This window comes from Nonomuraea sp. NPDC050451 (assembly GCF_044458585.1).
Genome location: NZ_JBITHZ010000004.1, coordinates 114,780 through 140,442, shown reverse-complemented (window position 1 = coordinate 140,442; position 25,663 = coordinate 114,780). Strand labels below are relative to the sequence as shown.

30 protein-coding genes are annotated in these 25,663 nt (G+C 70.5%); 16 read left to right on the top strand and 14 right to left on the bottom strand.

Annotation, left to right across the window (positions count from 1 at the left end; genetic code table 11):
- Nucleotides 1–6: 6 nt before the first annotated feature.
- The 5 genes from ACIBI9_RS15680 to ACIBI9_RS15660 are packed head-to-tail and all read left to right on the top strand — an operon-like array spanning nucleotide 7 to nucleotide 4,882.
- Nucleotides 7–777 carry an SDR family oxidoreductase gene (locus ACIBI9_RS15680; RefSeq protein ID WP_397222750.1) on the top strand — a complete coding sequence of 257 codons (771 nt, stop codon included), beginning with the start codon at nucleotides 7–9 and terminating at the stop codon, nucleotides 775–777.
- A 32-nt stretch (nucleotides 778–809) separates the two neighbouring features.
- A complete protein-coding gene (locus ACIBI9_RS15675; RefSeq protein WP_397222749.1) occupies nucleotides 810–1,217 on the top strand; it encodes a PadR family transcriptional regulator in 408 nt (135 codons plus the stop codon).
- A gap of 49 nt (nucleotides 1,218–1,266) precedes the next feature.
- Complete coding sequence (locus ACIBI9_RS15670; protein ID WP_397222748.1) at nucleotides 1,267–2,277, top strand: hypothetical protein; 1,011 nt, start codon at nucleotides 1,267–1,269, stop codon at nucleotides 2,275–2,277.
- A gap of 58 nt (nucleotides 2,278–2,335) precedes the next feature.
- Complete coding sequence (locus ACIBI9_RS15665) at nucleotides 2,336–3,631, top strand: DUF2252 domain-containing protein (protein WP_397222747.1); 1,296 nt, start codon at nucleotides 2,336–2,338, stop codon at nucleotides 3,629–3,631.
- 39 nt (nucleotides 3,632–3,670) lie between these two features.
- Entirely contained in the window at nucleotides 3,671–4,882 is a 1,212-nt protein-coding gene (locus ACIBI9_RS15660) for a RimK family alpha-L-glutamate ligase (protein WP_397222746.1), read from the top strand.
- Here ACIBI9_RS15660 and ACIBI9_RS15655 read toward each other — a convergent pair.
- The 3 genes from ACIBI9_RS15655 to ACIBI9_RS15645 form a co-directional block, all read right to left on the bottom strand.
- Nucleotides 4,865–5,680: a RimK family alpha-L-glutamate ligase gene (locus tag ACIBI9_RS15655; RefSeq protein WP_397222745.1), complete on the bottom strand. Its 816-nt coding sequence runs from the start codon at nucleotides 5,678–5,680 to the stop codon at nucleotides 4,865–4,867. The two genes, ACIBI9_RS15660 and ACIBI9_RS15655, sit on opposite strands and share 18 nt — an antisense overlap.
- 66 nt (nucleotides 5,681–5,746) lie before the next feature.
- Nucleotides 5,747–6,013 carry a hypothetical protein gene (locus ACIBI9_RS15650; RefSeq protein ID WP_397222744.1) on the bottom strand — a complete coding sequence of 89 codons (267 nt, stop codon included), beginning with the start codon at nucleotides 6,011–6,013 and terminating at the stop codon, nucleotides 5,747–5,749.
- A 44-nt stretch (nucleotides 6,014–6,057) separates the two neighbouring features.
- A complete protein-coding gene (locus tag ACIBI9_RS15645; RefSeq protein ID WP_397222742.1) occupies nucleotides 6,058–6,345 on the bottom strand; it encodes a hypothetical protein in 288 nt (95 codons plus the stop codon).
- Nucleotides 6,346–6,544: 199 nt separating this feature from the next.
- On the opposite strand from ACIBI9_RS15645, the gene ACIBI9_RS15640 reads away from it, so the two are divergent.
- Nucleotides 6,545–7,198, top strand: a complete 654-nt coding sequence (locus ACIBI9_RS15640) for an NIPSNAP family protein (protein ID WP_397222741.1) — start codon at nucleotides 6,545–6,547, stop codon at nucleotides 7,196–7,198.
- Between the two features lie 10 nt (nucleotides 7,199–7,208).
- Here the strand turns inward: ACIBI9_RS15640 and ACIBI9_RS15635 are convergent, their stop codons facing one another.
- Both ACIBI9_RS15635 and ACIBI9_RS15630 read right to left on the bottom strand, forming a co-directional pair.
- Nucleotides 7,209–8,090 (bottom strand): SDR family oxidoreductase, encoded by an 882-nt coding sequence (locus ACIBI9_RS15635; protein ID WP_397222740.1) that lies wholly within the window; start codon nucleotides 8,088–8,090, stop codon nucleotides 7,209–7,211.
- Nucleotides 8,091–8,142: 52 nt separating this feature from the next.
- Entirely contained in the window at nucleotides 8,143–8,880 is a 738-nt protein-coding gene (locus ACIBI9_RS15630; protein ID WP_397222739.1) for an SDR family oxidoreductase, read from the bottom strand.
- Between the two features lie 46 nt (nucleotides 8,881–8,926).
- On the opposite strand from ACIBI9_RS15630, the gene ACIBI9_RS15625 reads away from it, so the two are divergent.
- The 4 genes from ACIBI9_RS15625 to ACIBI9_RS15610 are packed head-to-tail and all read left to right on the top strand — an operon-like array spanning nucleotide 8,927 to nucleotide 12,174.
- The gene (locus tag ACIBI9_RS15625) at nucleotides 8,927–9,655 is read left to right on the top strand and encodes an enoyl-CoA hydratase family protein (protein WP_397222738.1); all 729 of its coding nucleotides are present in this window, start codon (nucleotides 8,927–8,929) and stop codon (nucleotides 9,653–9,655) included.
- An 8-nt stretch (nucleotides 9,656–9,663) separates the two neighbouring features.
- Nucleotides 9,664–10,434, top strand: a complete 771-nt coding sequence (locus ACIBI9_RS15620) for a CoA transferase subunit A (protein WP_397223309.1) — start codon at nucleotides 9,664–9,666, stop codon at nucleotides 10,432–10,434.
- A complete protein-coding gene (locus ACIBI9_RS15615) occupies nucleotides 10,418–11,137 on the top strand; it encodes a CoA-transferase subunit beta (RefSeq protein ID WP_397222737.1) in 720 nt (239 codons plus the stop codon). Before ACIBI9_RS15620 ends, ACIBI9_RS15615 begins: the two co-directional genes overlap by 17 nt.
- On the top strand, nucleotides 11,134–12,174 hold the full coding sequence (locus tag ACIBI9_RS15610) for an NAD(P)H-dependent flavin oxidoreductase (RefSeq protein ID WP_397222736.1): 1,041 nt from the start codon (nucleotides 11,134–11,136) through the stop codon (nucleotides 12,172–12,174). Before ACIBI9_RS15615 ends, ACIBI9_RS15610 begins: the two co-directional genes overlap by 4 nt.
- A gap of 49 nt (nucleotides 12,175–12,223) precedes the next feature.
- Here ACIBI9_RS15610 and ACIBI9_RS15605 read toward each other — a convergent pair whose 3' ends face one another.
- The 3 genes from ACIBI9_RS15605 to ACIBI9_RS15595 all read right to left on the bottom strand — a co-directional run bounded on the left by ACIBI9_RS15605 (nucleotide 12,224) and on the right by ACIBI9_RS15595 (nucleotide 15,602).
- Entirely contained in the window at nucleotides 12,224–12,895 is a 672-nt protein-coding gene (locus ACIBI9_RS15605) for a pentapeptide repeat-containing protein (protein WP_397222735.1), read from the bottom strand.
- A 4-nt stretch (nucleotides 12,896–12,899) separates the two neighbouring features.
- Nucleotides 12,900–14,378, bottom strand: coding sequence for a glycoside hydrolase family 3 protein (locus tag ACIBI9_RS15600; protein ID WP_397222734.1), 1,479 nt, complete (start codon nucleotides 14,376–14,378; stop codon nucleotides 12,900–12,902).
- A 66-nt stretch (nucleotides 14,379–14,444) separates the two neighbouring features.
- Complete coding sequence (locus ACIBI9_RS15595) at nucleotides 14,445–15,602, bottom strand: acetyl-CoA C-acetyltransferase (RefSeq protein WP_397223308.1); 1,158 nt, start codon at nucleotides 15,600–15,602, stop codon at nucleotides 14,445–14,447.
- Between the two features lie 100 nt (nucleotides 15,603–15,702).
- Here ACIBI9_RS15595 and ACIBI9_RS15590 point away from each other — a divergent pair, with 100 nt between their 5' ends.
- The gene (locus ACIBI9_RS15590; RefSeq protein ID WP_397222733.1) at nucleotides 15,703–16,371 is read left to right on the top strand and encodes a TetR/AcrR family transcriptional regulator; all 669 of its coding nucleotides are present in this window, start codon (nucleotides 15,703–15,705) and stop codon (nucleotides 16,369–16,371) included.
- Entirely contained in the window at nucleotides 16,368–17,048 is a 681-nt protein-coding gene (locus ACIBI9_RS15585; RefSeq protein WP_397222732.1) for a DNA alkylation repair protein, read from the top strand. Before ACIBI9_RS15590 ends, ACIBI9_RS15585 begins: the two co-directional genes overlap by 4 nt.
- Here the strand turns inward: ACIBI9_RS15585 and ACIBI9_RS15580 are convergent.
- A complete protein-coding gene (locus ACIBI9_RS15580; RefSeq protein WP_397223307.1) occupies nucleotides 17,041–17,880 on the bottom strand; it encodes a LysR family transcriptional regulator in 840 nt (279 codons plus the stop codon). The genes ACIBI9_RS15585 and ACIBI9_RS15580 overlap by 8 nt on opposite strands.
- Nucleotides 17,881–17,967: 87 nt before the next feature.
- On the opposite strand from ACIBI9_RS15580, the gene metE reads away from it, so the two are divergent.
- Nucleotides 17,968–20,115 carry a 5-methyltetrahydropteroyltriglutamate--homocysteine S-methyltransferase gene (metE, locus tag ACIBI9_RS15575; protein ID WP_397222731.1) on the top strand — a complete coding sequence of 716 codons (2,148 nt, stop codon included), beginning with the start codon at nucleotides 17,968–17,970 and terminating at the stop codon, nucleotides 20,113–20,115.
- Here the strand turns inward: metE and ACIBI9_RS15570 are convergent.
- On the bottom strand, nucleotides 20,106–20,657 hold the full coding sequence (locus ACIBI9_RS15570; RefSeq protein WP_397222730.1) for a GNAT family N-acetyltransferase: 552 nt from the start codon (nucleotides 20,655–20,657) through the stop codon (nucleotides 20,106–20,108). The genes metE and ACIBI9_RS15570 overlap by 10 nt on opposite strands.
- 181 nt (nucleotides 20,658–20,838) lie before the next feature.
- Between ACIBI9_RS15570 and ACIBI9_RS15565 the strand changes: the two genes are divergently transcribed.
- Nucleotides 20,839–21,588 carry an FHA domain-containing protein gene (locus tag ACIBI9_RS15565; protein ID WP_397222729.1) on the top strand — a complete coding sequence of 250 codons (750 nt, stop codon included), beginning with the start codon at nucleotides 20,839–20,841 and terminating at the stop codon, nucleotides 21,586–21,588.
- A gap of 15 nt (nucleotides 21,589–21,603) precedes the next feature.
- A complete protein-coding gene (locus ACIBI9_RS15560) occupies nucleotides 21,604–22,026 on the top strand; it encodes a hypothetical protein (RefSeq protein WP_397222728.1) in 423 nt (140 codons plus the stop codon).
- On the opposite strand, the gene ACIBI9_RS15555 is transcribed toward ACIBI9_RS15560, so the two are convergent.
- Nucleotides 22,023–22,160 carry a hypothetical protein gene (locus ACIBI9_RS15555; protein ID WP_397222727.1) on the bottom strand — a complete coding sequence of 46 codons (138 nt, stop codon included), beginning with the start codon at nucleotides 22,158–22,160 and terminating at the stop codon, nucleotides 22,023–22,025. The genes ACIBI9_RS15560 and ACIBI9_RS15555 overlap by 4 nt on opposite strands.
- Before the next feature lie 642 nt (nucleotides 22,161–22,802).
- On the opposite strand from ACIBI9_RS15555, the gene ACIBI9_RS15550 reads away from it, so the two are divergent.
- Complete coding sequence (locus ACIBI9_RS15550) at nucleotides 22,803–22,976, top strand: CsbD family protein (protein ID WP_397222726.1); 174 nt, start codon at nucleotides 22,803–22,805, stop codon at nucleotides 22,974–22,976.
- A 722-nt stretch (nucleotides 22,977–23,698) separates the two neighbouring features.
- Here the strand turns inward: ACIBI9_RS15550 and ACIBI9_RS15545 are convergent.
- From ACIBI9_RS15545 to ACIBI9_RS15535, 3 genes are all read right to left on the bottom strand, one after another.
- A complete protein-coding gene (locus tag ACIBI9_RS15545; protein WP_397222725.1) occupies nucleotides 23,699–24,199 on the bottom strand; it encodes a hypothetical protein in 501 nt (166 codons plus the stop codon).
- Nucleotides 24,200–24,851: 652 nt separating this feature from the next.
- On the bottom strand, nucleotides 24,852–25,169 hold the full coding sequence (locus tag ACIBI9_RS15540) for a helix-turn-helix domain-containing protein (RefSeq protein WP_397222723.1): 318 nt from the start codon (nucleotides 25,167–25,169) through the stop codon (nucleotides 24,852–24,854).
- Nucleotides 25,166–25,531, bottom strand: a complete 366-nt coding sequence (locus ACIBI9_RS15535; protein WP_397222721.1) for a type II toxin-antitoxin system RelE/ParE family toxin — start codon at nucleotides 25,529–25,531, stop codon at nucleotides 25,166–25,168. The genes ACIBI9_RS15540 and ACIBI9_RS15535 overlap by 4 nt, the downstream gene beginning before the upstream one ends.
- Nucleotides 25,532–25,663: the final 132 nt, after the last annotated feature.

The window sequence follows — 25,663 nt, the reverse complement described above, 5'->3', positions numbered from 1 at the left end:
GCACGGATGCCCCCGTACCCGAAGGCGCACGGACTGCTCGACGGCAAGGTGACGCTCGTGACGGCCGCCGCAGGGGCGGGCATCGGCTACGCGACCGCGAGGCGCTGTGCCGAGGAGGGCGCCACGATCGTCGTCTCGGACCGGCACGAGCGCCGCCTGGCCGCCGCCGCCGACGCGCTGACCGAGCTCACCGGCGTCAAACCGCTGGCCGTGCCGTGCGACGTGACGTCGGAGGCGCAGGTGCTGGCGCTGTTCGACGCGGTGGTGGAGGCGCACGGCAGGCTCGACGTGGTGGTCAACAACGCCGGTCTCGGCGGTACGGCGCCGCTGGCCGAGATGTCCGACGAGCAGTGGCACACGGTCATCGACGTCACCCTCAACGGCACCATGCGCTGCACCAGGGCCGCGCTCAGGCAGATGATCGCCCAGGGCTCCGGCGTGATCGTGAACAACGCCTCGGTCATCGGCTGGCGGGCCCAGCACGGGCAGTCGCACTACGCGGCCGCCAAGGCCGGGGTGATGGCGCTGACCAGGTGCGTCGCGCTGGAGGCCGCCGAGCACGGCGTGCGGGTGAACGCGGTGGCGCCCTCGCTGGCGGTCCACCCGTTCCTGGCGAAGGTGACCAGCGAGGAGCTGCTGGCGGAGCTGGCGGCCAAGGAGGCGTTCGGGCGGTCGGCGGAGCCGTGGGAGGTGGCGAACGTGATCGTCTTCCTGGCGAGCGACTACTCCTCGTACATGACGGGCGAGGTGGTCTCGGTCTCCTCGCAGCATCCGTGACGATATCCTGAGAGGCAGGATATCGTGGGCGCGTGAACATAACGGAGCCCATGTTCCTGGCGCTGATCGCGCTGGTGGACGAGCCGCGCCACGGCTACGGGATCGTCCAGGAAGTCGATCGCCTGTCCGAGGGGCGCGTGCAACTCAAGATCGGGACGCTTTACGGCGTGCTCGACCGGCTCTCGACCGAGGGCCTGGTCGCGCCCGACCGCGAGGAAGTGCAGCAGGGGCGGCTGCGGCGGTACTACCGGCTGACCGACGAGGGCGCCGGCGTGCTCGAGCAGGAGGCGGCCAGGCTGGCCGCCAACGCCGAGGCCGCCAACGCCCGCCTGCGCGCGAGGCGCTCCCCGGAGCGGCGCCCGCCGGAGGCACCACGCGAGGCCGCCCGAACGCCGATATCGCCACGTCCGCGACAGCTGCCCGCCGGAGGTGCCGCATGAGCCGCCCGGACCCCCGCCTCATCCGGCCGCTGCCCGCCGGAGGCACCGCGTGAGCCTGCTCGAACACCGTTACCGTCGCGTCCTGCGCCTACTGCCCGCCTTCTACCGCGCCGAGCGCGAGGAGGAGATGGCGGCCACGTTCATGGAGATGTCCGGCGACGTGCCCGACGACGTGAACGCGCGTCCCAGCTGGGGCGAGATCGCCAGCGTCGTGGCGCTGTCCGTGCGGCTGCGGCTCGGCGCCGTGCGCGACCGTCCGCGATCCTTCGCCTGGGGCGAGGCCGTCCGGCTCGCCGCGCTGCTGGGGCTGGCCTACCAGGCGGTGTACGGCGTCCTCGTCGCGGCCGACGTGCTGAGCGCGCTCAGGATCGCGGCCACCCCGTTCGCGGGCGCGCCCGAATCCTTCGAGCGCCTGATGGCGCTCCGGGATCTGGGCTCCGCCCTCTGCGCCGTGGTGGCCTTCACGGCGATCATGCGGGCCCGGCCGCGCCTGGCCAAGGTCGCGGCGCTGCTCGGCACAGCCCCTCTTCTGGCCTATCAGGCGATCGCACTGGTCCTGCCCGGACCCGCCGGGGACGGGCTGTGGACGGAGGCGGGCCGCATGGTGGTCACGGCGGCACCGGTGATCGCGCTCCTGCTGGGCTTCCATCGTGACGTCACCCCGCCGCGCCGGTCGTGGTGGCTGACCCTGGCTCCGCCGGCCACCGGCCTCATGATGCTGGCCTGGGCGGAGGTGTGGCTGGCCCTGCGGCTCTACGAGTCGGAATGGCTGGCCCTGTGGCTGGACCTCGACGGGACGGCGATCGCCGCGCTGGTCGTGGGCTCGGCGTTCGCGATGGCCCGCGGGCCCGCGCCGTCCCGGGCGCTCGGGCTGTCGATCGCCGGCCTGCTCCTGCTGCTGAGCCGGCTGAGCCTGCTGATCGACCTCTACGGATCGGCGACCGGCGACATCGCGACGGTGGTCGCCACGCAATGCGTCCTGCTCACCGTCCTGGCCGGCGCGCTGGCCGCGGTGGGGCTGCGATCGCTGCCGGGCGCGGGCGCCGCCACCCTGACCTGAGCCTGTCAGGGAAAGATCAGGGTGGTCGGCAAGGTCACGGGGATCTAGTGTCCGAGACATGGGCGCACGCTCCTCCTTCCTGCTCGATGTCCTCATGGCAGAGTTCGGCGAGTCGATCAAGCGAGACCCCGCGGCTTTTAGGCGGAAATTTCGGAAAATGGCGGCTTCCCCGTTCGCGTTCTACCGGGGCAGTGCCTGCCTGTTCTACGCGGACATGGCCGAGTCCTACGCGGACCATTCCTACCTGGACGAACCGACCAGCCGGGTGTGGATCCACGGCGACCTGCACGCGGAGAACTTCGGCACGTACATGAACGCCTCCGGCGTCCTCGTCTTCAACGTCAACGACTTCGACGAGGCCTACGTGGGCCCGTACCTCTGGGACCTCAAGCGCTTCGCCGCCAGCGTGGCGCTCATCGGCTACGCCAAGGCCCTGTCCGACGACTCGATCAGCGTGCTCGTCACCGACTTCGCCGCCGCGTACCTGGTCGAGCTGGGTGCCCTGGCCGCGGGCGGGGACGACGCGATCGGCTCGCTCACCCTGGACACCACCACCGGCGTGCTGCACCGGGTGCTGCAGACGGCGCGGCTCAGCACGCGGGTGGCGCTGCTGGACGTCGAGACCGTGATCGACGACTACGACCGGCGGTTCGCGCTCATGGAGGGGCGGGAGCCGGTGGACGCGGCGAGCAGGCAGGCGGTGCTGGCCGCGTTCGAGGAATACCTGACCACGCTGCCGGTGCAGGCCAACCCGGTCGAGCACGTGATCAAGGACGTGGCGCTGCGCAAGGGCGTGGGCATCGGGTCCGCGGGGCTGCCCTCGTACAACCTGCTGCTGGAAGGGCGCTCGCAGGCGCTGGAGAACGACGTCATCCTCTACATGAAGCAGGCGGCCGTGCCCGCGGTGGCCCGGCACGTCGCCGACGAGAAGGTGGCCTCGTACTTCCTGCACCAGGGGCACCGCACGGCGGAGTCGCAGCGGGCGCTGCAGGCGTACGCCGATCCCTGGCTGGGGTACACGACGCTCAACGGGGTGGGGCAGCTCGTGGCCGAGGTGTCGCCGTACTCGGCGGACCTGGACTGGGACGACGTGAACGAGCCGGCCGAGCTGCGCTCGATCGTGCAGGACCTGGGGCGGGCGGTGGCGCGCATGCACTCGGTGGCCGACGACGAGTCCAGTCACGACCTGGTCGACTTCTCCACGGAGGAGGCGATCATGGCGGTCATTGGCAACGACAAACCCGGATTTATCGGGATGCTGGTGGATTTCGCCCACCGGTACGGGGCACAGGCCCGGGAAGACCATCAACGGTTCGTCGACCTGTTCCGCAACGGCCGGCTCCCTGGCGTCTGACTCCGGCCGCCGCGCGGGCGGTCAGGCAGGAGGAACGTCGTGCGACATCTGATCGGGCTGCTGCTGGGGACCGAGGAGGACTGGCCGTCGGCGTTCGAGACGGTGCTGCGGCGGCTCGGGCCCATCAAGGGGGTGGGCGAGTTCGACGTGGAGCGTCTCACGATCGAGCCGTTCGACCTGCGCGCGAAGCCGCGGCACGAGCTGGTGATCGACCGGCTGGCGTACTGGTACTACCACCCGCGCGAGTGGCTCAAGAAGGTCGCCATGATGGACGACGTCTACCTCCTGAACAGCCCGTTCACGTTCCAGTCGATGGAGAAGCACACGGCGTACTGCGCGATGATGCGGCTCGGGCTCAAGGTGCCGGAGACGGTGCTGGTCCCGTTCAAGAACCCGGTCGACAACGCGCGGTACGCCTACACGGCGGCCCGCTACAACCAGCCCTTCGACCTGGACGAGGTCGCGGAGCGGATCGGCTACCCGCTGATCATGAAGCCCTACGACGGCGGGGCCTGGCGCGGCGTCTCACTCGTGCGCGACCGGGACGAGCTGCACCGGGCCTACGACCAGAGCGGCGAGATGCTCATGCACCTCCAGCAGGCCATCGACGGGTACGACGCGTTCGCCAGGTCCCTGTCGATCGGCGCGGAGACCATGGTCATGCGCTTCAGGCCCGAGGAGCCGATGCACGACCGCTACGTCGTCGACCACGAGTTCCTGTCGCCGTCCGTGGGCGAGGAGGTGGTGACGATCGGGAAGCTGGTGAACGCGTTCTTCCGGTGGGAGTTCAACTCCTGCGAGACCCTGGTCAAGGGCTCGGACGTGCACCCGATCGACTACGCCAACGCATGCCCCGACGTGGCGCTGACCAGCCTGCACTACTACTTCCCCTGGGCGATCAAGACGCTGGTGAAGTGGAGCGTGTTCTGCGTGGCCACCCGGCGCAGGCCCCGCATCGACCTGGAGACGCACGACTACTTCTCCGTGAGCGGGACGTACGAGGAGCGGCTGGCCGAATACCGCCGGCTGGCCGACGCGTACTTCGAGACCGAGCGTTACCACGAGTTCTGCCAGGACCACCTGGCGCACATCGACGAGGTGGTGCTGGAGTGGGTGGCCGGGGCCGAGTTCGACCGGTTACTGGTGGACACCGTGACCGCCACGTACCCGGCCCACGAGCGCGACCGCTTCGTCGAGCACTTCAGAGGGTTGCTGCGCCTGTGGGTGAAGGACTCAGAGCAGCTCGCGTAGCGCCTTGGCGAAGTTCGCCGGCGCTTGCGGCTCCCACCGCAGGTAGAGGTACGGCTCCGTCAGCTCCACCTCGATGACCACCGGCTCACCCCCGGGTAGCCGGACCAGGTCGATCCTGGCGTAGAGAAGGGGCTGAGGTACGGCGGCGAGCACCTTCTCCGCGAGATCGACCTGGTCCGGGGCTGGTGTGCGCAACCTGGCCCGCGCGTCGTCCTGCCCGCTCGCCCCCTGGGCGAGCATGGGGACGCGGCGGACGGCGTGGCTGAGGCGGCCGTTGAAGTACAGCAGCGAGGTCTCCCCCTCCGCCTCGACCATGTCGAGGTACGGCTGCACCATCGGCGTGCGCCCGCCGGCCTCGATCGCGGCGGCCAACTCCTGGGCCTTGTCGCGATCGGCGGTCCTGGCGGTGTCACGGGCGCCGGCGGAGATCGCCGGCTTGACGACGTATTCGGGCCAGTGCGGCAGGTCCTGCGACGACCAGTGCGTCGGCACGATCGGCACGCCCAGGTCACGCAGGTAGGTCTTGTCGGTGTTGGACTCCAGCACGGAGCGGGGGTTGAGCAGCTTGGTGACGGACTCCACGCCGCGCGCCCACTCCAGGAACTCCTCCCGCCTGAGGACGTAGTCCCAGACCGAGCGGACGACCACGGCGTCGTACGCGCTCCAGTCGGCGGCGGGGTCGTCCCAGCGCTCGACCCGCCCCCCGATGCCCGCCTCGCGCCAGGCGGAAAGGACCGGGTCGCGCTCGTCGTCGCCACCGCGGGGATCTTCAAACGTTACATAGGCACAAAGAGTCACCCACGGATGCTAGTACGGCGCGAGCCAGGCTATTTCGGACCTGGCCCGCGTCCGCATCCTGTCCGGCTAGTCGATCTCGACCACGTCCTCGATGCCCACGGCGCCGCGGTTGGTGGCGGTCACGGCGTTGCCGTTGACGTTGTTGACGCTGGTCGCGGCGCGGCCGCTCACATTGCTGTTGACGACGTTGCCGAAGTTGTTGCCCGACTGCGAGGAGCCGCGGTTGGAGCTGGAGTTACCCGCGTTGACGTCCGCGTACGCGGGCGCCGCCAGCAGGGTCACCCCGGCAGCGGCGGCGGCGACGAGACCGGTCACGCAGAGCTTCTTCACCATGGTCGTGGTCCTTTCAGATCGTGTTGGCTTTGGACGTCAGCCGGTCAGTAGAAGATGTAGGTCACCGTGATGCCACCGTTGGTGGCGGTGGACGCGATGCCGTTGACGTTGTTGACGTTGGTCGAGGAGTCTCTGCCGCGGTTGACGGAGGTGACGTCCCCGAAGTTGTTTCCGGACTGGGACGAGTCGCTGTTGCCGCTCCAGTTGCCGGCGCGGGTGTCGCCGCTCAGCGGCCCCCACCAGTCGTCGTCAGCGTGTGCCGGGGCGGCCAGGAGTGCGCCGCCGGCGGCCGCGGCCAGCACGGCTGCGGCGGCGCACGCTCTTTTGATCAACTTCTGCTCCTTCGCCGGTAGGGTTCAGGGCCGGCGAGCACGGGCGCGCCGCCCCTTTGACCTTCCTTGACCGCAGGAGATCAAGGTCACAGCGAGCATATAACCGTGAGTTGCCGACCGGTAGCTCTGTGTTACCAGAACATTATTCGCCGAATACGCTGACAGCAGGTGTCAGTGACCTGGCCCTAGCGTCCGCCGCATGATCTTCGAACTACGCCAGTACACGCTGCTGCCCGGGCAGCGGGACACCTTGATCGAGCTGTTCGAGCGCGAATTCGTTGAGACCCAGGAGGCGACGGGCATGCGGGTCGCCGGCACCTTCCGCGTCGAGGGCGCGCCCGACCGGTTCGCCTGGCTACGCGCGTTCCCGTCCATGGCGGCACGCAAGGACGCACTGGAGGCCTTCTACGGCGGGCCCGTGTGGCGGGCCCACCGGGACGCCGCCAACGCCACCATGATCGACAGCGACGACGTGCTCCTCCTGCACTCCGTGGGGGCCGAGCCACCGGCCTGGGAACGGCCGCCCGCGGGCGCGACCGAGCTGCCGAAGTCCCTGTACGCCGCCACGATCTACCACGTCGAGGACGGCTTCTCCGCCTTCTTCGCCCGGGAGGTCGCGCCCGTGCTGGCCGAGGCCGGGGTGCCACCCGTCGCGTGCCTGGAGACGGAGCACTCGGAGAACAACTTCCCCCGGCTTCCGATCCGGACCGGGGAGAACGTGTTCGTGTGGTTCGCCCGCTTCGACCCGGCCGAGGAGGAGCGCGAGGTGGACCTCCCCATGCTGAAGTCCCGCCTGACGGCGGCTCCCGAGCGGTTGCTGCTCCGCCCGACCGCCCGCTCGGCCATGCGCTGACCCGCCCGGCTCACGTCCCGTACACGGGCTCCGGGGACGGGGCGGAGGCCAGGAGCCCGGCGACCGCGTCGCCCACGGCCACGGGATCCCAGCGGGCGCCGCGCTCGGCCGGCTCGCCGTGGCGCCAGCCCGTGGCCAGTGAGATCGAGCCGCCCTCCACCTCGAACACCCGCCCCGTCACGTGGCCCGACCCCTCGGAGCCGAGCCAGACGACGAGCGGGGCCACGTTGGCCGGGTCCATGGGGTCGAAGCCGGACTCCGGCATGGCCATGGTCGCCGCGAACACCTCCTCGGTCATGCGGGTGCGGGCGGCGGGGGCGATGGCGTTCACCGTCACGCCGTACCTGCCCAGCTCGGCCGCGGCCACCTGGGTCAGCGCGGCGATGCCCGCCTTGGCGGCCGAGTAGTTGGCCTGGCCGACGCTGCCCAGCAGGCCCGCGCCGGACGAGGTGTTGATCACCCGGCCCGTGACGCGCTCGCCCGCCTTGGCGCTCTCCCGCCAGTACGCCGCCGCGTGGCGCAGCGGCAGGAAGTGGCCCTTGAGATGGACCCGGACGACGTCGTCCCACTCCTGCTCGGTCATGGAGACGAGCATCCGGTCCCTGAGGAAGCCCGCGTTGTTCACCAGGACGTCGAGGCGGCCGTACGCGCTGACGGCGGTCTTGACCAGCCGGGCCGCGCCGCCCCAGTCGGACACGTCGTCGCAGTTGGCCACCGCCTGGCCGCCGAGCGCCTCGATCTCCGCGACCACCTCCAGCGCGGGGCCTCCCGAGCTGCCCTCGCCGCCGGGGCCCGTGCCGAGGTCGTTCACCACGACGCGGGCGCCCTGCCGGGCGAACTCCAGCGCGTGCTCCCTCCCGATCCCCCGTCCGCCGCCCGTCACGATCACCACGCGGCCAGCACAGATTCCCACACAGACCTCCCAGAAGGATCATGCAGAGATATCAGGAAATGTCGCTGGAGGCCAGGTGCCGCCAGGCGGGGATCTCTCCGCCGCCGTCCACCCGTACCTCCGCGCCCGTGACGTAGCCGGGCGCGGCCAGCCACAGGCAGGCCGCGGCCACGTCGGCGGGCGTCGCCATCCGGCCCGCCGGGATGGCCGCCCCCATCCCGTCCTCCTGTCCGCCGTAGTGGGAGGCGGCGTTCTCGGTGGCGGCGAGGCCGACGACGACCGTGTTGACGCGTACCTCCGGGGCCCACTCGGCGGCCAGGCAGCGGGCCAGGTGGTGCAGCCCGGCCTTGGCGGCGCCGTACGCGGCGGTGCCGGGTGAGGGGCGGGCGCCGCTGGCGCTGCCGATCATCACGATCGCCCCGCCGGCGGCGGCGAGCAGCGGGTACGCGTACTGCGAGACCAGCAGCGGGGCCGTCAGGTTGAGCTCGACGACCCTGGCGTGCAGGCGCGGCGAGGTGCCGTCGAGCGGCGCGTACGGCGAGCCGCCGGCGTTGTTGACCACCACGTCCAGCCGGTCGAACCCCGACATCAGCCGCTCGACGTCCTCGGCCACCCGCACGTCGGCCCGCGCGAACCGGATCCCCGGCGCCTGGACGGCCGGCTCGCGCCGGGCGCAGACCGTCACGTCGGCGCCCGCCTCCCGGAAGGCGCGGGCGATCCCCGCGCCGATGCCCTGGGTGCCACCGGTCACCAGGACGGCCTTGCCCGCGTAGTCGTAAGTCACGGTCACGGGTGCTACCGTACCAAGCAAGCGTTAGGTGCAACCAGGGAGTCCGATGGGGATCACGCTGCGGGCCGGGCCGATCGCCGAGGTGGTCGTGGACGTGCCGCCGGTGAACGCGTTGACCGTACGGGGCTGGGAGGAGCTGGCCGGGGCCGTCCGGCGGGCCGGGGACGATCCGGAGACCAGGGTGGTGGTGCTGCGGGCCGAGGGGCGCGGGTTCAACGCCGGGGTCGACATCAAGGAGCTGCGGGACGCCGACGGGTACGAGGCGCTGGTCGGGGTCAACCGGGCGTGTTACGCGGCGTTCGCGGCGGTCTACGAGTGCGCGGTGCCGGTGATCGCGGCGGTGCACGGCCACTGCCTGGGCGGCGGCGTTGGCCTGGTGGGGAACGCCGACATCGTGGTGGCCGGCGACGACGCCTACTTCGGGCTGCCCGAGGTGGACAGGGGCGCCCTGGGCGCGGCCACGCACCTGGCCAGGCTGGTGCCGCAGCACCTGATGCGGGCCATGGTCTACACGTGCAGGAACGTGACGGCCGCCGAGCTGCACGCGTTCGGGTCGGTGCTGGAGGTGGCGCCGCGCGACAAGCTGCGTGACGCGGCGCTGGAGGTGGCGGGGCAGATCGCCGCGAAGGACCCGTACGTGATCCGCCGCGCCAAGGAGTCCCTCAACGGCATCGACCCCGTGGACGTCAAGCGCAGCTACCGCTTCGAGCAGGGCTTCACCTTCGAGCTGAACCTGATGGGCGCCGGAGACCGGCACAGGGAGCGATTCACGTGACCAAGCTGATGTCGGCCGAGGAGGTCGCGGGCACGGTCGAGAGCGGGATGACGATCGGGATCGGCGGCTGGGGCTCGCGGCGCAAGCCGATGGCCCTCGTCCGCGCCCTGCTGCGCTCCGCCGCCACCGACCTCACGATCGTCTCGTACGGCGGCCCGGACGTGGGCATGCTGTGCGCGGCCAAGAAGGTGCGCAAGGTCGTGGCCCCGTTCGTCACGCTCGACTCCATCCCCCTGGAACCCCATTTCCGGCGGGCCAGGCAGGCCGGGGAGATCGAGTTCGTGGAGTACGACGAGGGGATGTTCATGTTCGGGCTGCTCGCGGCGGCGCACCGGCTGCCGTTCCTGCCGACGCGGGCGGGGCTGGGGTCGGACGTGCTGCGCGTCAACCCGGGGCTGCGGACGGTGCGGTCGCCGTACGCGGACGGGGAGGAGCTGGTCGCGGTGCCCGCGCTGACCATGGACGTGGCCCTGGTCCACCTGAACCGGGCCGACGCGCGGGGCAACGCCCAGTACCTGGGGCCCGACCCGTACTTCGACGACCTCTACGCCAAGGCGGCGCGGCGCTGCTACGTCTCGTGCGAGCGGGTCGTGGAGAACCTGCTGAAGGAAGGGCCCGTGCAGTCGCTGCTGATCAGCCGGTCGATGGTGGCGGGGGTGGTGGAGGCGCCCGGCGGGGCGGGGTTCACCGCGTGCGAGCCCGACTACGGGCGCGACGAGGCGCTGCAGCGGCGCTACGTGGAGACGCCTTGGGAGGAGTTCGATGAGCAGCAGGGCTGACGTGTGCGTCGTGGCGTGCGCGGAGGCGTTCCGGGGCGACGGCGAGATCCTGGCGGCGGGCATCGGCGGGCCGGTCACGGTGCTGGCGGCGCGGCTGGCGCGGCTGACGTTCGAGCCGGAGCTGCTCACGCACGACGGCACCTGCCTGCTCACCGGCGACGTGCCCGCGCTGGGCGAGGCGCCCGGGGTGGTGGAGGGCTGGCTGCCGTTCCGCGAGCACCTGTGGCTGGTGCTGAACGGGCGCCGGCACGTCATGCTCGGGGCCAGCCAGATCGACCGGTACGGCAACACGAACATCTCCTGCATCGGCGACTGGGCCCGCCCCAAGGCGCAGTTGCTGGGCGTGCGGGGCGCCCCGGGGAACACCCGCTGCGACCCGACCAGCTACTGGATCCCCCGCCACTCCCCTCGGGTGTTCGTGCCCTCGGTGGACATGGTCAGCGGGGTCGGGACCGACAGGGGCGCCTTCGACCTGCGCCGCGTGGTGACGAACCTGGCCGTGCTGGACTTCCGCACCCCCGACGGGTCCATGCGCCTGGTGTCGGTGCACCCGGGGGTCGAGGTGGACGACGTGGTGGCGGCGACCGGCTTCGAGCTGGACATTCCCAACAACGTGCCCCGGACGCGCGGGCCGACCGTCGAGGAGCTGGAGGTCATGGACCGGCTCGACCCCGGACGACTGCGGGACCGGGAGCCGGCGTGAGGACCGCGCTGACGTCCCTGGTCGGGTGCCGCCACCCGATCGTGCAGACCGGCATGGGGTACGTCGCGGGCGCCCGGCTGGCGGCGGCCACCTCCCAGGCCGGCGGGCTCGGCGTGATCGGCGCCGCGACGATGTCCGTGGCCGAGATGACCGCCGCGATCAGACGGGTGAAGGAGCGCACGGACGCGCCGTTCGGCGTGAACCTCCGTTCCGACGCCGACGACGCCGCCGAGCGGATCGAGGTGCTGATCAGGGAGGGCGTACGTGTGGCGTCGTTCGCGATGGCGCCCAAGCGGGACCTGATCGCCCGGCTCAAGGACGCGGGCGTGGTCACGATCCCGTCGGTCGGGGCGCGTCGGCACGCGGAGAAGGTGGCGGGCTGGGGCGTGGACGCGGTGATCGTCCAGGGTGGCGAGGGCGGCGGCCACACCGGCTCCGTCGCCACGACGCTGCTGCTGCCCCAGGTCGTGGACGCGGTGGACATCCCGGTGATCGCGGCCGGCGGCTTCTTCGACGGGCGGGGGCTGGTGGCGGCGCTGGCCTACGGGGCCTGCGGGATCGCCATGGGGACCAGGTTCCTGCTGACCAGCGACTCCCCCGTGCCCGACGAGGTGAAGAAGCTCTATCTGGCGACGAGGGACACGGTCGTCACGACCAAGGTGGACGGGGTGCCCCACCGGGTCCTGCTGACCCCGTTCGTGGCGTCGCTGGAGCGCTCGCGCCTGGTCAGGGCGGTGGTGAACGGGGCCAGGTTCAAGCGGCTGTCGGGGCTGTCGTGGGGCGAGATGCTGCGCGAGGGCCGCCGCATGAGGCAGGCGCGCGACCTGACCTGGGCCCAGGTCCTGCAGGCGGCCAACACGCCGGTGCTGCTGCGGGCCGCGATGGTGGAGGGCCGGGCGGACCTCGGGGTGATGGCGTCGGGCCAGGTGGTGGGCGTGATCGACGACCTGCCGTCCTGCCGCGAGCTGATCGAGCGCATCATGACCGAGGCCGAGACCGCCCTGACCCACCTGGGCCGCACGATGGAGACGTCCTGACCGCGGTGAGCGCGGCGGGCCGGCGCGAGGAGCGTTGACGCAGCCGGGCTCAGAGCACGGTGATGCCGCGGGCGGCCAGGATGGCGTTGGCCTGGGTCTGGTTGATGATCGCGCCCGCGAACGCCCGCAGCTTCGCGTCGTCCGGCTCTCCCAGGTCCGCCCCGCGCAGGTCGGCCTTGTTGAACTTGGTCTGCAGCAGGCGCGTCCCGATCAGCCGGCAGTCGCTGAACGTGGCCTCCGTGAAGTCGCACCCCGACAGGTCGGCGTCGTCGAAGCGGACTCCCTCGATGACCTCCTTGCGCAGGGAGCACCCGCCGAGGTTGGCCAGCGTCAGGTTGGAGCGGGCGATCTTGAAGCCGGTGCCGCGCGAGCCCGTCAGCGCGGCACCGATCATGCGGCACCCCGCGAACGAGACGTCCGTGAGGAGCGCGCCGCCGAACTGGGCCGAGGACAGGTCCACGTCGGTGAACGTCACGTCGATGAGGTCGGCGTCGTTGAAGCGGGTCCGCAGCCCGCCCCCGCCCGTGAACGAGGCCCCGTCGAGGTCGGCCTTGCGGAAGTCGGTCTGGTCCAGGACGCACGACTCGAACCTGGCCCCCGCCAGCGGGGCGCCCCACAGATCGGTCTCCGTCAGGTCGCACTCGCGGAAGACGTGCGTCTCGTCGGCCGGGAGCCGGTCGGCCAGTGCCTTGCGGGAAAGATCCTCGCCGTCGAAGTTCACGGGATCAGAGCCTACCGGTGAGCACCTCGGCCGCTGCCTGCCCGCAGACCCGGGCGGAGCCGTACGTGGCGATGTGCACGGCGCCCAGGTCCGACCGCTCGGGCAGCCCCATCTCCACCACCACGGCGTCGGGCCGGGCGCTGAGCAGGTGCCGCAGCGCCTGCTCCTGCCAGGCATGGCGGTGCACGTCCCGGACCACGATCACCAGCGGCCGTCCGGTGGCCTCCCCGAGCAGGTGCTCCAGCGCCGAACCCGTCGAGGCCCCCACCGCCAGCCGCGTCACCACGGTGCCCGGCAGCAGGCGGGCGAGCGGCTCCCCGACGCCCCACGGCGTGCTCCTGTCGATGGCCAGGTTCATCTGCGGGGCCAGCTCCACCACGGACGCGGCCGAGGTCAGCGGCAGCACGGGGGCGGTGGACCGGCGGGTGATCCGGATCGCCCGGCGCGCGGCGGCCAGGCCGACGGAGCCGTCGCGGGACGCCTGGCTGCCCGAGGAGGCGGCCCATGAGGCCAGCTCGCGGACCCTTCGAGCGGCGTCGGCCAGCCGCTCCTCGGGCAGCAGTCCCTGGGTCACCGCCGTGGCGATCGCGTCGCGGATGCCGGCGGCGGTGGCCTCGTCGGCCCGTTCGCCGCCGACGCAGATCGCGTCGGCCCCCGCGGCGATGGCACGGGCGGAGGCGCCCCCGATCCCGTACGCCCCCGACACCGCGGCCATCTCGATGCCGTCAGTGATGATCATCCCTTCGAACCCGAGCTCCTCCCGCAGCAGCCCGGTGAGCACCTTGGGGCTGAGCGTGGCGGGCAGCTCGGCGTCGTACGAGGGCACGAGGAGGTGGCCGGTCATGACGGCCTTGACGCCCTCCTTGATCGCCTCCCGGAAAGGGAGCAGCGCGTCCTCGATCCCGTCGTCGGCCACCACGGGGACGCCGTGATGCGAGTCGACCGAGGTGTCCCCGTGCCCGGGGAAGTGCTTGGCGCACGCGGCCACGCCCGCCGACTGCAGGCCGCGGACGAACGCCCTGGTGTGCCGGGAGACCAGGGCCGGGTCCGCGCCGAAGGCCCGCAGGCCGATGACCGGGTTGTCCGGGTTGGAGTTCACGTCGGCCGAGGGGGCGAAGTCGAGCGTGATGCCCGCCGCCGCCAGGTCGCCGCCGAGGTCCCTGGCCAGGGCCTCGGTCAGGGCCACGTCGTCCACGACGCCCAGCGCGTACCCTCCGGGGCGGCTGCTCCCCGTGGCCGCCTCCAGTCGCGTGACCTCCCCCGACTCCTCGTCGGTGCCGACGAGCACCGAGGGGTTCTCCGCGCGCAGCGCGGCGGTCAGCCGGGCCACCTGAGCCGGGTCGGCGATGTTGCGCGAGAACAGCGCCACGCCGGCCAGCCCCTCGCCGAGCCGGCGGCGGAGCCAGTCGGGAGGCGTGTGCCCGGCGAAACCGGGAAAGAGGACGGCGTCGGCAAGGCGAAGCAGGTCACCGCTCAAGGGCATGACCCGAAATCTAATAGGAAAGTTTCCTATTTGCTAGAGCTATTTTCTGACGTCAGCACCTTCCTTTCAGGAGGCCAGCCGCTCGATGACGGTGACGTTCGCCTGGCCTCCACCTTCGCACATGGTCTGCAGGCCGTACCGCCCGCCCGTGCGCTCCAGCTCGTGCAGCAGCTTCACCGCCAGCACGGCGCCGGTCGCGCCGAGCGGGTGGCCGAGCGCGATGGCGCCGCCGTTCGGGTTCACCTTGGCGGGGTCAGCGCCGGTCTCCTTGATCCAGGCCAGCACCACCGGCGCGAACGCCTCGTTGATCTCGATCGCGTCGAAGTCGTCGATGGACAGGCCCGTCATGCCGAGGGCGTGGGCGGTGGCCGGGATGGGGGCTGAGAGCATCACGATCGGGTCGGCGCCGCGGGCCGACAGGTGGTGCACGCGGGCGCGCGGGGTCAGGCCGTGCTCCCGTACGGCCCTGGGTGAGGCGACGAGCAGGGCCGCCGCGCCGTCGGAGATCTGGGACGCCAGGGCCGCGGTGAGCCGGCCGCCCTCGACCAGGGGCTTGAGCCCGACCATCCGCTCGATCGTGGTGTCCCGGCGCGGGCACTCGTCCGTGCTCACGCCCTCGTAGGGGGCGATCTCGCGCACGAAGTGCCCGGCGTCGATGGCATGGAGAGCCCGGCGGTGCGACTCGTACGCGTACCGCTCCATCTCCTCGCGTGACAGGTCCCAGGTGGCGGCCATCTGCTCGGCCCCCGTGAACTGGGAGACCTCCTGCGTGCCGTACCGCTCGACCCAGCCCTTGGATCCCCCGAACGGCGTCTCGTGGCCGAAGGCGCGGCCCGCGAGCATCGCGGCCGAGATGGGGATCATGCTCATGTTCTGCACGCCGCCGGCCACCACCAGCTCGCTCGTGCCGGACAGCACGGCCTGGGCGGCGAAGTGGAGCGCCTGCTGGGACGAGCCGCACTGGCGGTCCACCGTGACGCCGGGCACCTCCTCGGGGAGCCCGGCCGCGAGCCAGCAGGTGCGGGCGACGTCCCCGGCCTGCGGGCCGATCGTGTCCACACAGCCGAAGATGACGTCGTCGACGGCCGCCGGGTCGGCGTCCGTCCGGTACATCAGCTCCCTGAGCACGTGCGCGCCGAGATCGGCGGGGTGGGCCGCGGCCAGGCCGCCATTCCTGCGCGCGACGGGGGTACGGACGGCTCCGACGATGTACGCCTCGTTCACCATCATCGCATCGTAGCAAGCGCTTGGTATGGCAAGGAATGCCGCATGAGCTGGGCCGGTTAGGTGAACAAGCGATTGTGCGAGGGCTCATAATGGTGTCGTGACCACGCGTAAGAACTCCGGCACCACGACCACCCCGGCCAAGCGCCAGCGCGCGGGCTCCTCAGGGTCTGCCTCCGAGCGCCGCGACCACCTCGTCAAGCTCGCCGCGGAGCTCTTCGCGCGCAAGGGCTTCCAGGCCACGACAGTACGCGAGATCGCCGACGAGGCCGGCATCCTCTCCGGAAGTCTCTACCACCACTTCGACTCCAAGGAGACGATCGTCGACGAGGTGCTGTCCACCTTCCTCGACGACCTCATCGCCCGCTACCGCGCGGCGGTCGACACGAGCGCCGACGCCCGCACGGTGCTGTCGGAGATGGTCCGCATCGGGTTCGGCACGCTGGAGCCGCACCGCGCCGCGATCACCGTCATGCAGAACGACTGGAACTACCTGCGGCAGTTCGAGCGGTTCAACTACCTGGTCAAGGCCGAGGACGAGGTCGAGCAGATCTGGGTGACGCAGATCAAGGCGGGCCAGGCGGCCGGGCTGTTCCGGTCCGACGTCGATCCGAAGCTGACGTACCGCATGATCCGCGACACGATCTGGGTCGCCGTGCGCTGGTTCCGCCCCGGCGGCCGGCTCAACACATCCGGGCTGGCCGAGCACTACATCACCGTGCTGTTCGACGGTCTCGCCACCGGCGAGCGCAGCACGCAAAAGGGATGAGCATCGGCAAGGCAGTGCGGCTGGCACTGCAGGGGGCGGCGGAGCCCGGCAAGGCCGAGGCGATGCGCGCGTACATGAAGTCGACGATGCCGTTCCTCGGCGTCCAGGCGGTGCGCAGGCGGGCGGCGCTGCGGCGGGTGTTCGCCGAGCACCGGCTGGATACCGCGCCGGAGTGGCGGCGGGCCGTGCTGGCGCTGTGGCGGGAGGCCGAGTTCCGCGAGGAGCGCTACGCCGCCGTCGAGCTGTCCGGCTACCACCTCTACCGCGACTACCAGACCCTCTACACGGTGCCGATGTACGAGGAGATGATCGTCACCGGGGCCTGGTGGGACCTCGTCGACGAGCTGGCCACCCACCGCGTCGGCGGGCTGCTGACCACCTACCCCGACTCGATGCGGCCGCTCATGCTGGAGTGGGCGCACGACACCGACCTGTGGAAGCGGCGTACCGCGATCCTCAGCCAGAACCGGTTCAAGGAGCGCACCGACACGGCCCTGCTGTACGCGTGCATCGAGCCGAGCCTGTCGGACAACGACTTCTTCGCGCGCAAGGCGATCGGCTGGGCGTTACGCGAATACGCCAAGACCAGTCCCGACGAAGTGCTCCGCTACGTCAACGCCAAGGGCATCACGGGCCTGAGCCGCCGCGAGGCGCTCAAGAACCTCCCCCTCACCTAGTCCACAGGGCATCCTGGACTGCCTGCACCAGAGCCATCAGCTCCGGTGTGACCCGCTCCTTCGACCAGGCCAGCGCGTACGTGATCCGCAGGTCGCCGGCGTCGAGCGGCACGAAGCGCACGTCGTCCCTCCTGATGGCCCTGACCAGGAGCTGCGGGATCGGCAGCAGCCCGGCGCCCGCGGCCACCAGGTCGAGCGCGGCCGCGAAGTCGTCGTCGGCCGCCATGCGCGAGCGCCCCGGCAGCCCCGGCCACGGGCGGCTGCCCGGCGTGAGCAGCACCTGCCCGCCCAGCTCGCCGGGGGTGACCTTGGACCGGGCGGCCAGCCGGTGCCCCGCGGGCACGGCCAGGTGGTCGACGGTGACGTGAAACCTGGCCGCCGTCACGAACTGCGCCGGCGCCGGAGTGGCCAGGATCGCGGCCGAGACCTCGCCGTCCGCCAGCGCCCGCACCGCCGCGCCCCGGCCCGCCGCCCGCAGCTCCACGCCGATCGCCGGAGTGCGGCCCGCCAGCCGCCTGACGATCCGCGCCGCCAGCGTCCCGACGAGCGGTGGATAAGCGAGATGAATGGTCGGCCTGGCCAGCCGGGCCGACTCGGCCTCGAAGGCCCCGACCGACTCGATCACCTGCTCCGCGTACGGCAGCAGCGCCTTGCCCTCCGCCGTGAGCCGCACGTCGCGGGCCGTCCGCTCGAAGAGCTTGACGCCGGCGGCACGCTCGAGCCGGGTGATGGCCTGGCTCATGGCGGGCTGGGACATCCCCAGGTCGGCGGCGGCCCTGGAGAAGCTGAGCCGCTCCGCGACCCTGGCGAAGCAGTGCATCTCCTTGAGCATAAGCAGCACCAATCCATGATGCATGAGCTCCCGAGTGCTCGGCAGGATGCCTGCGATCAGCCGAACGAGATCAAGGGAGCCAGAGACATGTCCACATTCCCCAGGACCACGGTGCTCGGATATCCGAGGATCGGGCCGCGACGGGAGCTGAAGCGGGCGCTGGAGTCGTACTGGGACGGGCGGTCGAGCCGGGCGGAGCTCGAGCGGGTGGGGGCCGAGATCAGGGAGCAGACCTGGCGCAGGCTGGCCGAGCTGGGGCTGGAAGGGCTGCCGTCCAACACGTTCTCGCTGTACGACCAGGTGCTGGACACGGCGGTGCTGCTGGGCGCGGTGCCCGCGCGCTACCGCGAGGCCGGCGACCCCTACTTCGCGATGGCCAGGGGCACCGAGGGGCTGGCGCCGCTGCGGATGACGAAGTGGTTCGACACGAACTACCACTACATCGTGCCGGAGATCGGCCCCGACACCGTGTTCAAGCTGGACGCGGCCAAGCCGCTCTCCGAGGTGCGCGAGGCGCGGGCGCTGGGGTACGAGACGCGGCCCGTGGTGGTGGGGCCGGTGACGTTCCTGCTGCTCGGGTCGGCGCTGGACCGGCTGGACGACGTGCTGGCCTGCTACGAGGAGCTGCTGTCCGCGCTGGCCGCCGAGAGGGTCTCGTGGGTCCAGCTCGACGAGCCCGCGCTGGTCGGCGACCGGACCGCCGAAGAGCTGGCCGCCGTACGCGCCGCCTACTCCCGGCTCGGCTCCCTCACCACCCGGCCGGGCCTCTTCGTGGCCTCCTACTTCGGCGACCTCGGGGAGGCCCTCCCGGTCCTGGCCGAGACCCCGGTGGAGGCCATCGGGATCGACCTCGTCCGGGGCACCGTCCCCGCGCTCGACCTGACCGGCAAGACCGTGGTGGCGGGCGTGGTGTCCGGGCGCGACGTGTGGCGCACCTCGCCCGGTCGCGCCCTGGCCGCCCTGGGCGCCGTCCGCGCCTCGGAGGTGGTGGTCAGCACGTCGTGCTCGCTGCTGCACGTGCCCTACGACGTGGAGGCGGAGCCCGATCTGGACCCCGCGCTGAAGGGTCGGCTGGCGTTCGCGGAGCAGAAGGTGGCGGAGGTGGTGGCGCTCGCGCGTTCTCCCCTGCGGGACGCTCCGCACGGTGCGCCCTCCGTGGCGCTGCCCGCGCCCGTGGTGCCGGAGGAGCGCAGCCCGTACGCGGTGCGGGCGGCGGCGCAGGCCGGGCACCTGCGGCTGCCCGCGCTGCCGATCACCTCGATCGGCTCGTTCCCGCAGACCGGCTCGCTGCGCGCCGCGCGGGCCGCGGTCGCTTCGGGCACGCTCTCGCAGGCCGACTACGAGCGGCAGGTCGAGGCCGAGATCGAGCACGTCATCCGGGTCCAGGAGCGCCTCGGGCTCGACGTCCTCGTGCACGGGGAGCCCGAGCGCAACGACATGGTGCAGTACTTCGCCGAGCACCTCGACGGGTTCGCCGTCACCAGGAACGGCTGGGTCCAGTCGTACGGCTCCCGCTGCACCCGGCCGCCGATCCTGCACGGGGACGTCGGCCGCCCGTCGCCGATCACGGTGCGGTGGGCCACGTACGCGCAGTCGCTCACGGACAAGCCGGTCAAGGGCATGCTCACCGGCCCCGTCACCATCGTGGCCTGGTCCTTCGTCCGCGACGACCTGCCGCTGCGCGACGTCGTGTTCCAGGTGGCGGACGCCGTCCGGGAGGAGGTCCGCGACCTGGAGGCGGCCGGGGTGTCGGTCATCCAGGTGGACGAACCCGCCCTTCGTGAGCTGCTCCCGCTCCGGCGGGCCGCGCAGGCCGACTACCTGGAGTGGGCGGTGGCCGCGTACCGCCGGGCCACGTCGGGGGCCGGCGACCGCACGCAGATCCACACCCACCTGTGCTACTCGGACGCCGACCAGATCCTGGCCGCCATCGACGGCCTGGACGCCGACGTGACCACCATCGAGTCGGCCCGCTCGGGCGCGCGCATCCTGGGCACGGTCGGGGCCTTCGGGCGGGGGCTCGGACCCGGCGTCTACGACATCCACTCGCCGCGGGTGCCCGCGGCCTCGGAGATCGAGGACCTGCTGCGCCGGACGCTGTCGGTGCTGCCGGCGGAGCGGGTCTGGGTCAACCCGGACTGCGGGCTGAAGACCCGGACGTACGAGGAGGTCGAGGCGTCTCTGGCGAACGTGGTCACGGCCACCCGCCGGGTCCGTGCGGGCCTTCAGGCGTAGCGTTCGGTGAACTCCTCGATCGTCATGCCGAACAGGACCTCGTCGTCGTAACGGCCGTTGGCGTAGTGACTCCTGCGCCGGCGGCCCTCCTCGACGAAGCCCAGCCGCCGGTGCAGCGCCAGCGACGCCTCGTTGGAGCCGTAGACCCCCGCCTCGGCCTTCTGGAAGCGGCGCTCGAAGAACATGTACCTCAGCAGCAGGACGACGGCGTCACCGGCGTACCCCTTGCGGTGGTGGGGCGTCCCGATGCCGATCCCGTACGCGAAGGTGCCGTGCACCCGGTCGACGCTGTGCGTGTTCATCATGCCGACCGGGACGTTCCCTTCCCTGGTGGCGATCACCAGGCGCACGTCGTCCAGGTCCTGGGTCCGCTCGGCCAGCTCGGCGGCCCACTTCCTGGACCGCGCCGCCGACTGCGGCGGGAAGAGCTGGTGGCCGTTCCTGACCGCGTCGGAGTATTCGTCGAAGGAGTGGAACGCCTCCCAGTCCTCGGGCTCGATGGCGCGCAACCGGACCAGCTGACCTACCCATGCAGACGTCATGCCCGGCAGCAAACCACTCCGCCGCACCCCACCGCGAGCGGTTTTCCGCCCGGCGCTTCATTTCGGAGCCATCCTATTGAGGGTATTCGGCGGCTCTTATGAAAGCCTCACCGGATCGAGCCTATTATTGCTTTAATTACGCTGTTCGTAATTCGGGGGCCGGCGCCGTGGGGAGGTGCGCATGGGTTCTCAGCCCCAGCTGCTCGTGATCAGCAGGGGAATGGCCGGGATCAGGTTCGACATTCCCGGGGGGCACACCGAGATCGGAAGCATGCGGGGTTCGGGGATCCTGCTGGAGGTCGACGGCGTCAGCCGGCGCCACGCGTCGCTCGACCGGAACGGCGACCACGTGGTCATCAACGACCTCGGGTCGCGAAATGGGACCTGGCTCAACGGCCATAAGATCGCCGGTGGTCAAGTGCTCCGTGACGGGGACCAGCTGCGGATGGGGTACGCGGAGCTGCGGTTCGTCCTGCCTGCCGCGGCGGGTCCGTCGGCAGGTTACGAGTTCGGGGACGTACGCGGGCCGGTGAACGCGGGAAGCGGCATCCAGTACGTGGGCGGACATCACCAGAACGCCGGCCGAGACATTTATGGCGACAATTACGACATCCAAGTCAATTCCGATTATGAGCCGTTCGACGAAGTCTTCCAGGGAAAAGGGTTCGGGCGCGTGCTCTTGGTCCTCGGCTCGTTGATCGCTCTGGCCGGCTTCGCCATTTGGGCGTCCCTCATCTTCGGCGCCATGACCTCGAACAGTTTCTCGAACCCGTTCACGCAGGAGCTGGTTCCCGGTATTCCCCAGGCGCCCGCGGGTTTCGGCCTTTTCGCGGCCGGCGGGGTGCTCGCGGCGATCGGCTCGTCCATGTCCAAGGCCGCGCGCAAGCGCGCGGAGCAACGCAGACGGCGGCGGCGCGGGCCGCGGCGTTAGGGAGAGGTGGCGGCGATGGGAGAGACCTTCCGCTTCGGGAACGTCAGCGGGCCGGTGAACGCCGGCAGCGGCACCCAGTACGTGGGCGGACATCACCAGACCGCAGGGCGGGACATCCACGGCGTCGCGGGGCACCAGATCGCGAACCAGGGCCTCCAGGCCGACCTGGACGCCATCAGGAGCGCCCTGGACGAGCTGCGGCTGTCCGCGGCCGAGCGCCAGAGCGCGGAGCGCGAACTGTCCGCGGTCGAGGACGCGGTGGGAGGAGAGACGCCCAACAGGGAGCAGGCCGGCCACCACCTCCAGGAGCTCACCTCGGGGCTGGCGCGCGCCGGAGCGCTCGCCGACTCCGGCGCCACGTTGATCGACGCCCTGGGCCGCATCGCCCAGTGGCTCGGCCCGCTGGGCGCCGGAGTGCTCGCCCTCCTCGGCTCCTAGGGGAAGCGTGCGGTCTTGCGGTTCTCGCGGATGCAGCACTCGGCGACGAGCCGCAAGCCGAGGTAGCCCACCGGCCAGACGATCATGATCCACCGTCCGACGATGAAGCCGGCCGGAATGGAGAGCCCGGCCATGCCTGGATTCCCTTGATCTCCTGACGAGGCGCCGCCGGGTCCAGGAGTCCGGAGCGGATGACGTGCCGCACCACGAGGAGCATGGTGCAGCCCAGGAAGGCCCAAGCCGTGCGTCTTCTTTGTCACCAAGTCCCCTGTTTCAGGTTGTGTCGGGCGAACTCCCCGGGCGCGTCATGCCATGGACCACGGGTGAGATGGCCGCGATGTTTTCCGGCATCAGGTTCGGGCGAAGGGCGCCTGCCGATCAACGACAAAAAGCGCAACGCACCACAACCGGGAAGTTATGGCCGACGGGCTACGGCAGGTGCAGCTCACCTTTCCCGGACGTCCGCGGTCAGCGACACCTCGTTCGCCCTCCCCGTATGCAGGGCGTTCGGTGTGCTCGAGTGGTTGGCGTGCGTGCCGGGTGACGGCGGTCCGATTTCACCGACCTCGGAGCTCCGCCTCCACGGACACCTCGGCCGCCGTGGCATCCAGCAGCCCCCGGTGCCGGCGCCTGCGGAGCCCAGGCCCGCGCAGCGTGTATTCGCCCGCCACTCGGGCAGTGGAGAAAGGCATTACCGGACAGCGGAAAACCGTGTGCCCGCGTCCGCGGCACCAGGCGTGAACCGCGGGCCCGGATGCGCACAGGAGGAGATGAATATGGCCAGGAAGGAAAAGGCCAAAGGCAAGGTCGAGGAGGTCAAAGGCATGGCCAAGGAGCGTGTCGGCGATCTCACCGACAACGAGTCTCTACAGGCCAGGGGAAAGGCAGAGAAGGCCAAGGCCAATCTGCGGCAGGCGAAGGAGAAGGCGAAGGACGCCTTCAAGAAATAGCAGTTCCGCAACACCGACGGACGGCGGCGGAAACCCATCAGCAATGGGCTTCCGCCGCCGTCTGCCGAGAAGATACACATAAACCAGCACACATTCTGACGCTGGTTCCCGAGGGACGCCCCGGCCGTCCGCGCCGCTACTGATGTGATGGCCAGATCCATGTGAGTCGATGAGGCTCTGGACGACGGGAACACGCGGGCGAAGCCGGCGCCTGGATAAAAGCGCCTTCACGGAGCGAACGCCTCCAAGGGTCGGGACCAGGCCCGACAGGGCGACGCCTGAGCTCTCTGAGCGCGAAGAGCCCCAGGCGAAGGCCATGCACGCCGTCTTGGGCCACATGGCGATTTGTCAGTCGAGCAGGCCAAGATACTGAGCGAGCCGGCCTTGAACCTGGGTCAACAGGTCTTCGTCCAGCACGCCGGTGCGGTCTTCGAGGGCGTACTTCGGCAAGGGTTGCACGGCCGGGACCCTGATCCAGCATTTCTTGACAGCTCCCCCTGGCCCTTGGCGAGTTGAACGTCGAATCGCGTTCGGCGCGAAGTCGACCCAGAGATGGCACAAGCGAGAATGAACGGCCACTCGGGATCGCTGTTGGACTGAGCGCCGGTGACGACCACCACGGGACGTCGCTCGTCGTGGACCACTCGTTCTTCCTCAGGGATGAGACGAAGCGTCTTGTCGGTGACGAGATAGACGCCTCCGACGATGTAGGGACCCGCCACCTACTCCTCCAAGAGGAGGCGGATCGCCTCCGCCCGATGCTCGGCGAGGTGACGGATCTCTTCCTCGAGATCCTCGATGCCGCCGGGCTCGTCTTCGGACAGCGGATTGCGCTCGGCCCACCGGCGGAGGGGAGCCAGTCCGGAGCCCAGGTCAAGCAGGGGCGGCCCTCCGGCAAGATCGAGTCGCGCGTCGGCTCGGCGCTGTCTACTCGCTTCCCTCATGGGAAGCGTCTGGCACGCGAGGTCACACAACTGGCCTGCTGAAAGTCTCCCGTAGTCGGCCAGAACGGCCTGCATCATCTTGGCGAGCTCGGTGCTCACCGCCATCTGAGGAACATCGACCAGGTGAATGGTCCACTCACGACGACCGGCGAAAGGATCGACACTCTCATCAAGGACGATCACGCCCGCCTCACGAAGGTCACGCTCGACCTCGACCAGACGGAAGCTCTGAGGGCCGCTGGGGCTCCAACGCCATTCGAGGCCGGAGCCGGCGGGCATCCCCTGCTCGACTGCGCGAAGATCAGCCAGCTAGAGGAGATGGGAGAGCTTGGTGCGGCTCACACGCGTGCCGGTCGCCCGGGCAGTCGCCAGCAGGTAGGCGACAGCCGCCGCAGAGCCACGAAGGGGCACAGGGGCCGACACGATGTCCAGTGTAGCCATCGGGTGCACCATGACCTGCGGCTCCTCACCCTGCGATGGTAGCTCTTTGTGTCCTAAACTTTACCCTCCGCTGTTACGGCGATGCACGACTATCGGATGAGCGGAACCGGTACTCGGCGAGGAGCTTTATCGGACTGGCGGCTTATCGGGTAGCCCGGAATCGGCTCCCGGTCACCGAGGCGGCTCGGCGTTCAGTGAGGCGGGCTGCGGGTGGGACGAGCGGCCGACCGGCTGCCAACGCACCCGCCGAGGACGATCCAGCCGGCTCGTCCCCACTCGGTGCCCAGGAGGTGGGAGAGCCGGGCCAAGGGGCTCGAAAGCGATCAGGCCATGCCGAACAGTCTCCTGGCACTGTCCGAGCGCTTGGGGCAGGGCCAGAGCGAACGTCACCTCGAAGCCGGCGGCATGCCAGCACTCTCCCACGGTTTACTAAACGCCAGCGGACCCCCCGACAGCGAACCACGACACCCCCAGCCCCTCGCGAACCGTTTCAGGCGATGGCGGCAATGTCCCCATCGTCGAAGTAGATCGCCTGGTGCAGCCGCCCGCCAAGGGCGCTGGCGTAGCGAGCGAGGACGTCCTGCCCTGAAATCTTGCCCTGCTCGATTTGCGAAATACGGCCCTTGGTAACCCCCATGCGCTCGGCCAGATCCCGCTGAGTCAGACCTCGGCTACGCCGGATCTCAGCAAGCCGATGCCCTTGGACTTCCGCAAGGAGCTCCTGCTTGCCCGCCTCCACGGCTTCCTCGCCACCGGCACGACTGACATATTCGGCCCGAATATCCTTCCAGCGTACGTGACCTGTCATGATCGGCCTTCCTCTTCCACACGGCGTTCCTTCAAGTAAATCTCGTACCGCTGTTCGGCGAGCGGGATGGCCTTCCTGTACCAGGCGTTCCACTGTCCCGCCTTGTCGCCTGCGACCAGCAAGATGCTGGAGCGCCACGGGTCGAAGGTGAAGAGAATGCGCACGGTGCCGGGACGGAGTTCCTTCAAATTTGGGATCCGAGAGCTAGCGATCGTATCGACCAGTGGCCGTCCCAACCCTGGTCCGCCTTCGGCTAGCGTATCGATCGCCTGCACCACTCGCGTTAGTGTCGCGTCGTCCAAGCCGTCGATCCAGTCACGCACCTCGTCGACGAGATAGACGTCCCACTCTTCGGCGTCCACGCGGTGAAGTATAGTAAACGGTATACCCCTACAGAGCTATTCCTCCAAGATTTCTCGAGGCGGATGCGGGTATGCGCAGGCGGAGCCTGCGCATACAGGGCGAACAGCCCGAGCGAAGCGAGGACCGCTCGG

Coding starts and splice junctions, on each gene's coding strand:
- ACIBI9_RS15615 (WP_397222737.1), top strand. CDS start 10,418: ATGAGCAGCAGGGCTGACGTGTGCGTCGTGGCGTGCGCGGAGGCGTTC.
- ACIBI9_RS15545 (WP_397222725.1), bottom strand. CDS start 24,199: ATGCCCGCCGGCTCCGGCCTCGAATGGCGTTGGAGCCCCAGCGGCCCT.
- ACIBI9_RS15585 (WP_397222732.1), top strand. CDS start 16,368: ATGAGCATCGGCAAGGCAGTGCGGCTGGCACTGCAGGGGGCGGCGGAG.
- ACIBI9_RS15550 (WP_397222726.1), top strand. CDS start 22,803: ATGGCCAGGAAGGAAAAGGCCAAAGGCAAGGTCGAGGAGGTCAAAGGC.
- ACIBI9_RS15680 (WP_397222750.1), top strand. CDS start 7: ATGCCCCCGTACCCGAAGGCGCACGGACTGCTCGACGGCAAGGTGACG.
- ACIBI9_RS15640 (WP_397222741.1), top strand. CDS start 6,545: ATGATCTTCGAACTACGCCAGTACACGCTGCTGCCCGGGCAGCGGGAC.
- ACIBI9_RS15580 (WP_397223307.1), bottom strand. CDS start 17,880: ATGCTCAAGGAGATGCACTGCTTCGCCAGGGTCGCGGAGCGGCTCAGC.
- ACIBI9_RS15625 (WP_397222738.1), top strand. CDS start 8,927: ATGGGGATCACGCTGCGGGCCGGGCCGATCGCCGAGGTGGTCGTGGAC.
- metE (WP_397222731.1), top strand. CDS start 17,968: ATGTCCACATTCCCCAGGACCACGGTGCTCGGATATCCGAGGATCGGG.
- ACIBI9_RS15620 (WP_397223309.1), top strand. CDS start 9,664: ATGTCGGCCGAGGAGGTCGCGGGCACGGTCGAGAGCGGGATGACGATC.
- ACIBI9_RS15570 (WP_397222730.1), bottom strand. CDS start 20,657: ATGACGTCTGCATGGGTAGGTCAGCTGGTCCGGTTGCGCGCCATCGAG.
- ACIBI9_RS15600 (WP_397222734.1), bottom strand. CDS start 14,378: ATGCCCTTGAGCGGTGACCTGCTTCGCCTTGCCGACGCCGTCCTCTTT.
- ACIBI9_RS15555 (WP_397222727.1), bottom strand. CDS start 22,160: ATGGCCGGGCTCTCCATTCCGGCCGGCTTCATCGTCGGACGGTGGATC.
- ACIBI9_RS15560 (WP_397222728.1), top strand. CDS start 21,604: ATGGGAGAGACCTTCCGCTTCGGGAACGTCAGCGGGCCGGTGAACGCC.
- ACIBI9_RS15650 (WP_397222744.1), bottom strand. CDS start 6,013: ATGGTGAAGAAGCTCTGCGTGACCGGTCTCGTCGCCGCCGCCGCTGCC.
- ACIBI9_RS15540 (WP_397222723.1), bottom strand. CDS start 25,169: ATGACAGGTCACGTACGCTGGAAGGATATTCGGGCCGAATATGTCAGT.
- ACIBI9_RS15665 (WP_397222747.1), top strand. CDS start 2,336: ATGGGCGCACGCTCCTCCTTCCTGCTCGATGTCCTCATGGCAGAGTTC.
- ACIBI9_RS15565 (WP_397222729.1), top strand. CDS start 20,839: ATGGGTTCTCAGCCCCAGCTGCTCGTGATCAGCAGGGGAATGGCCGGG.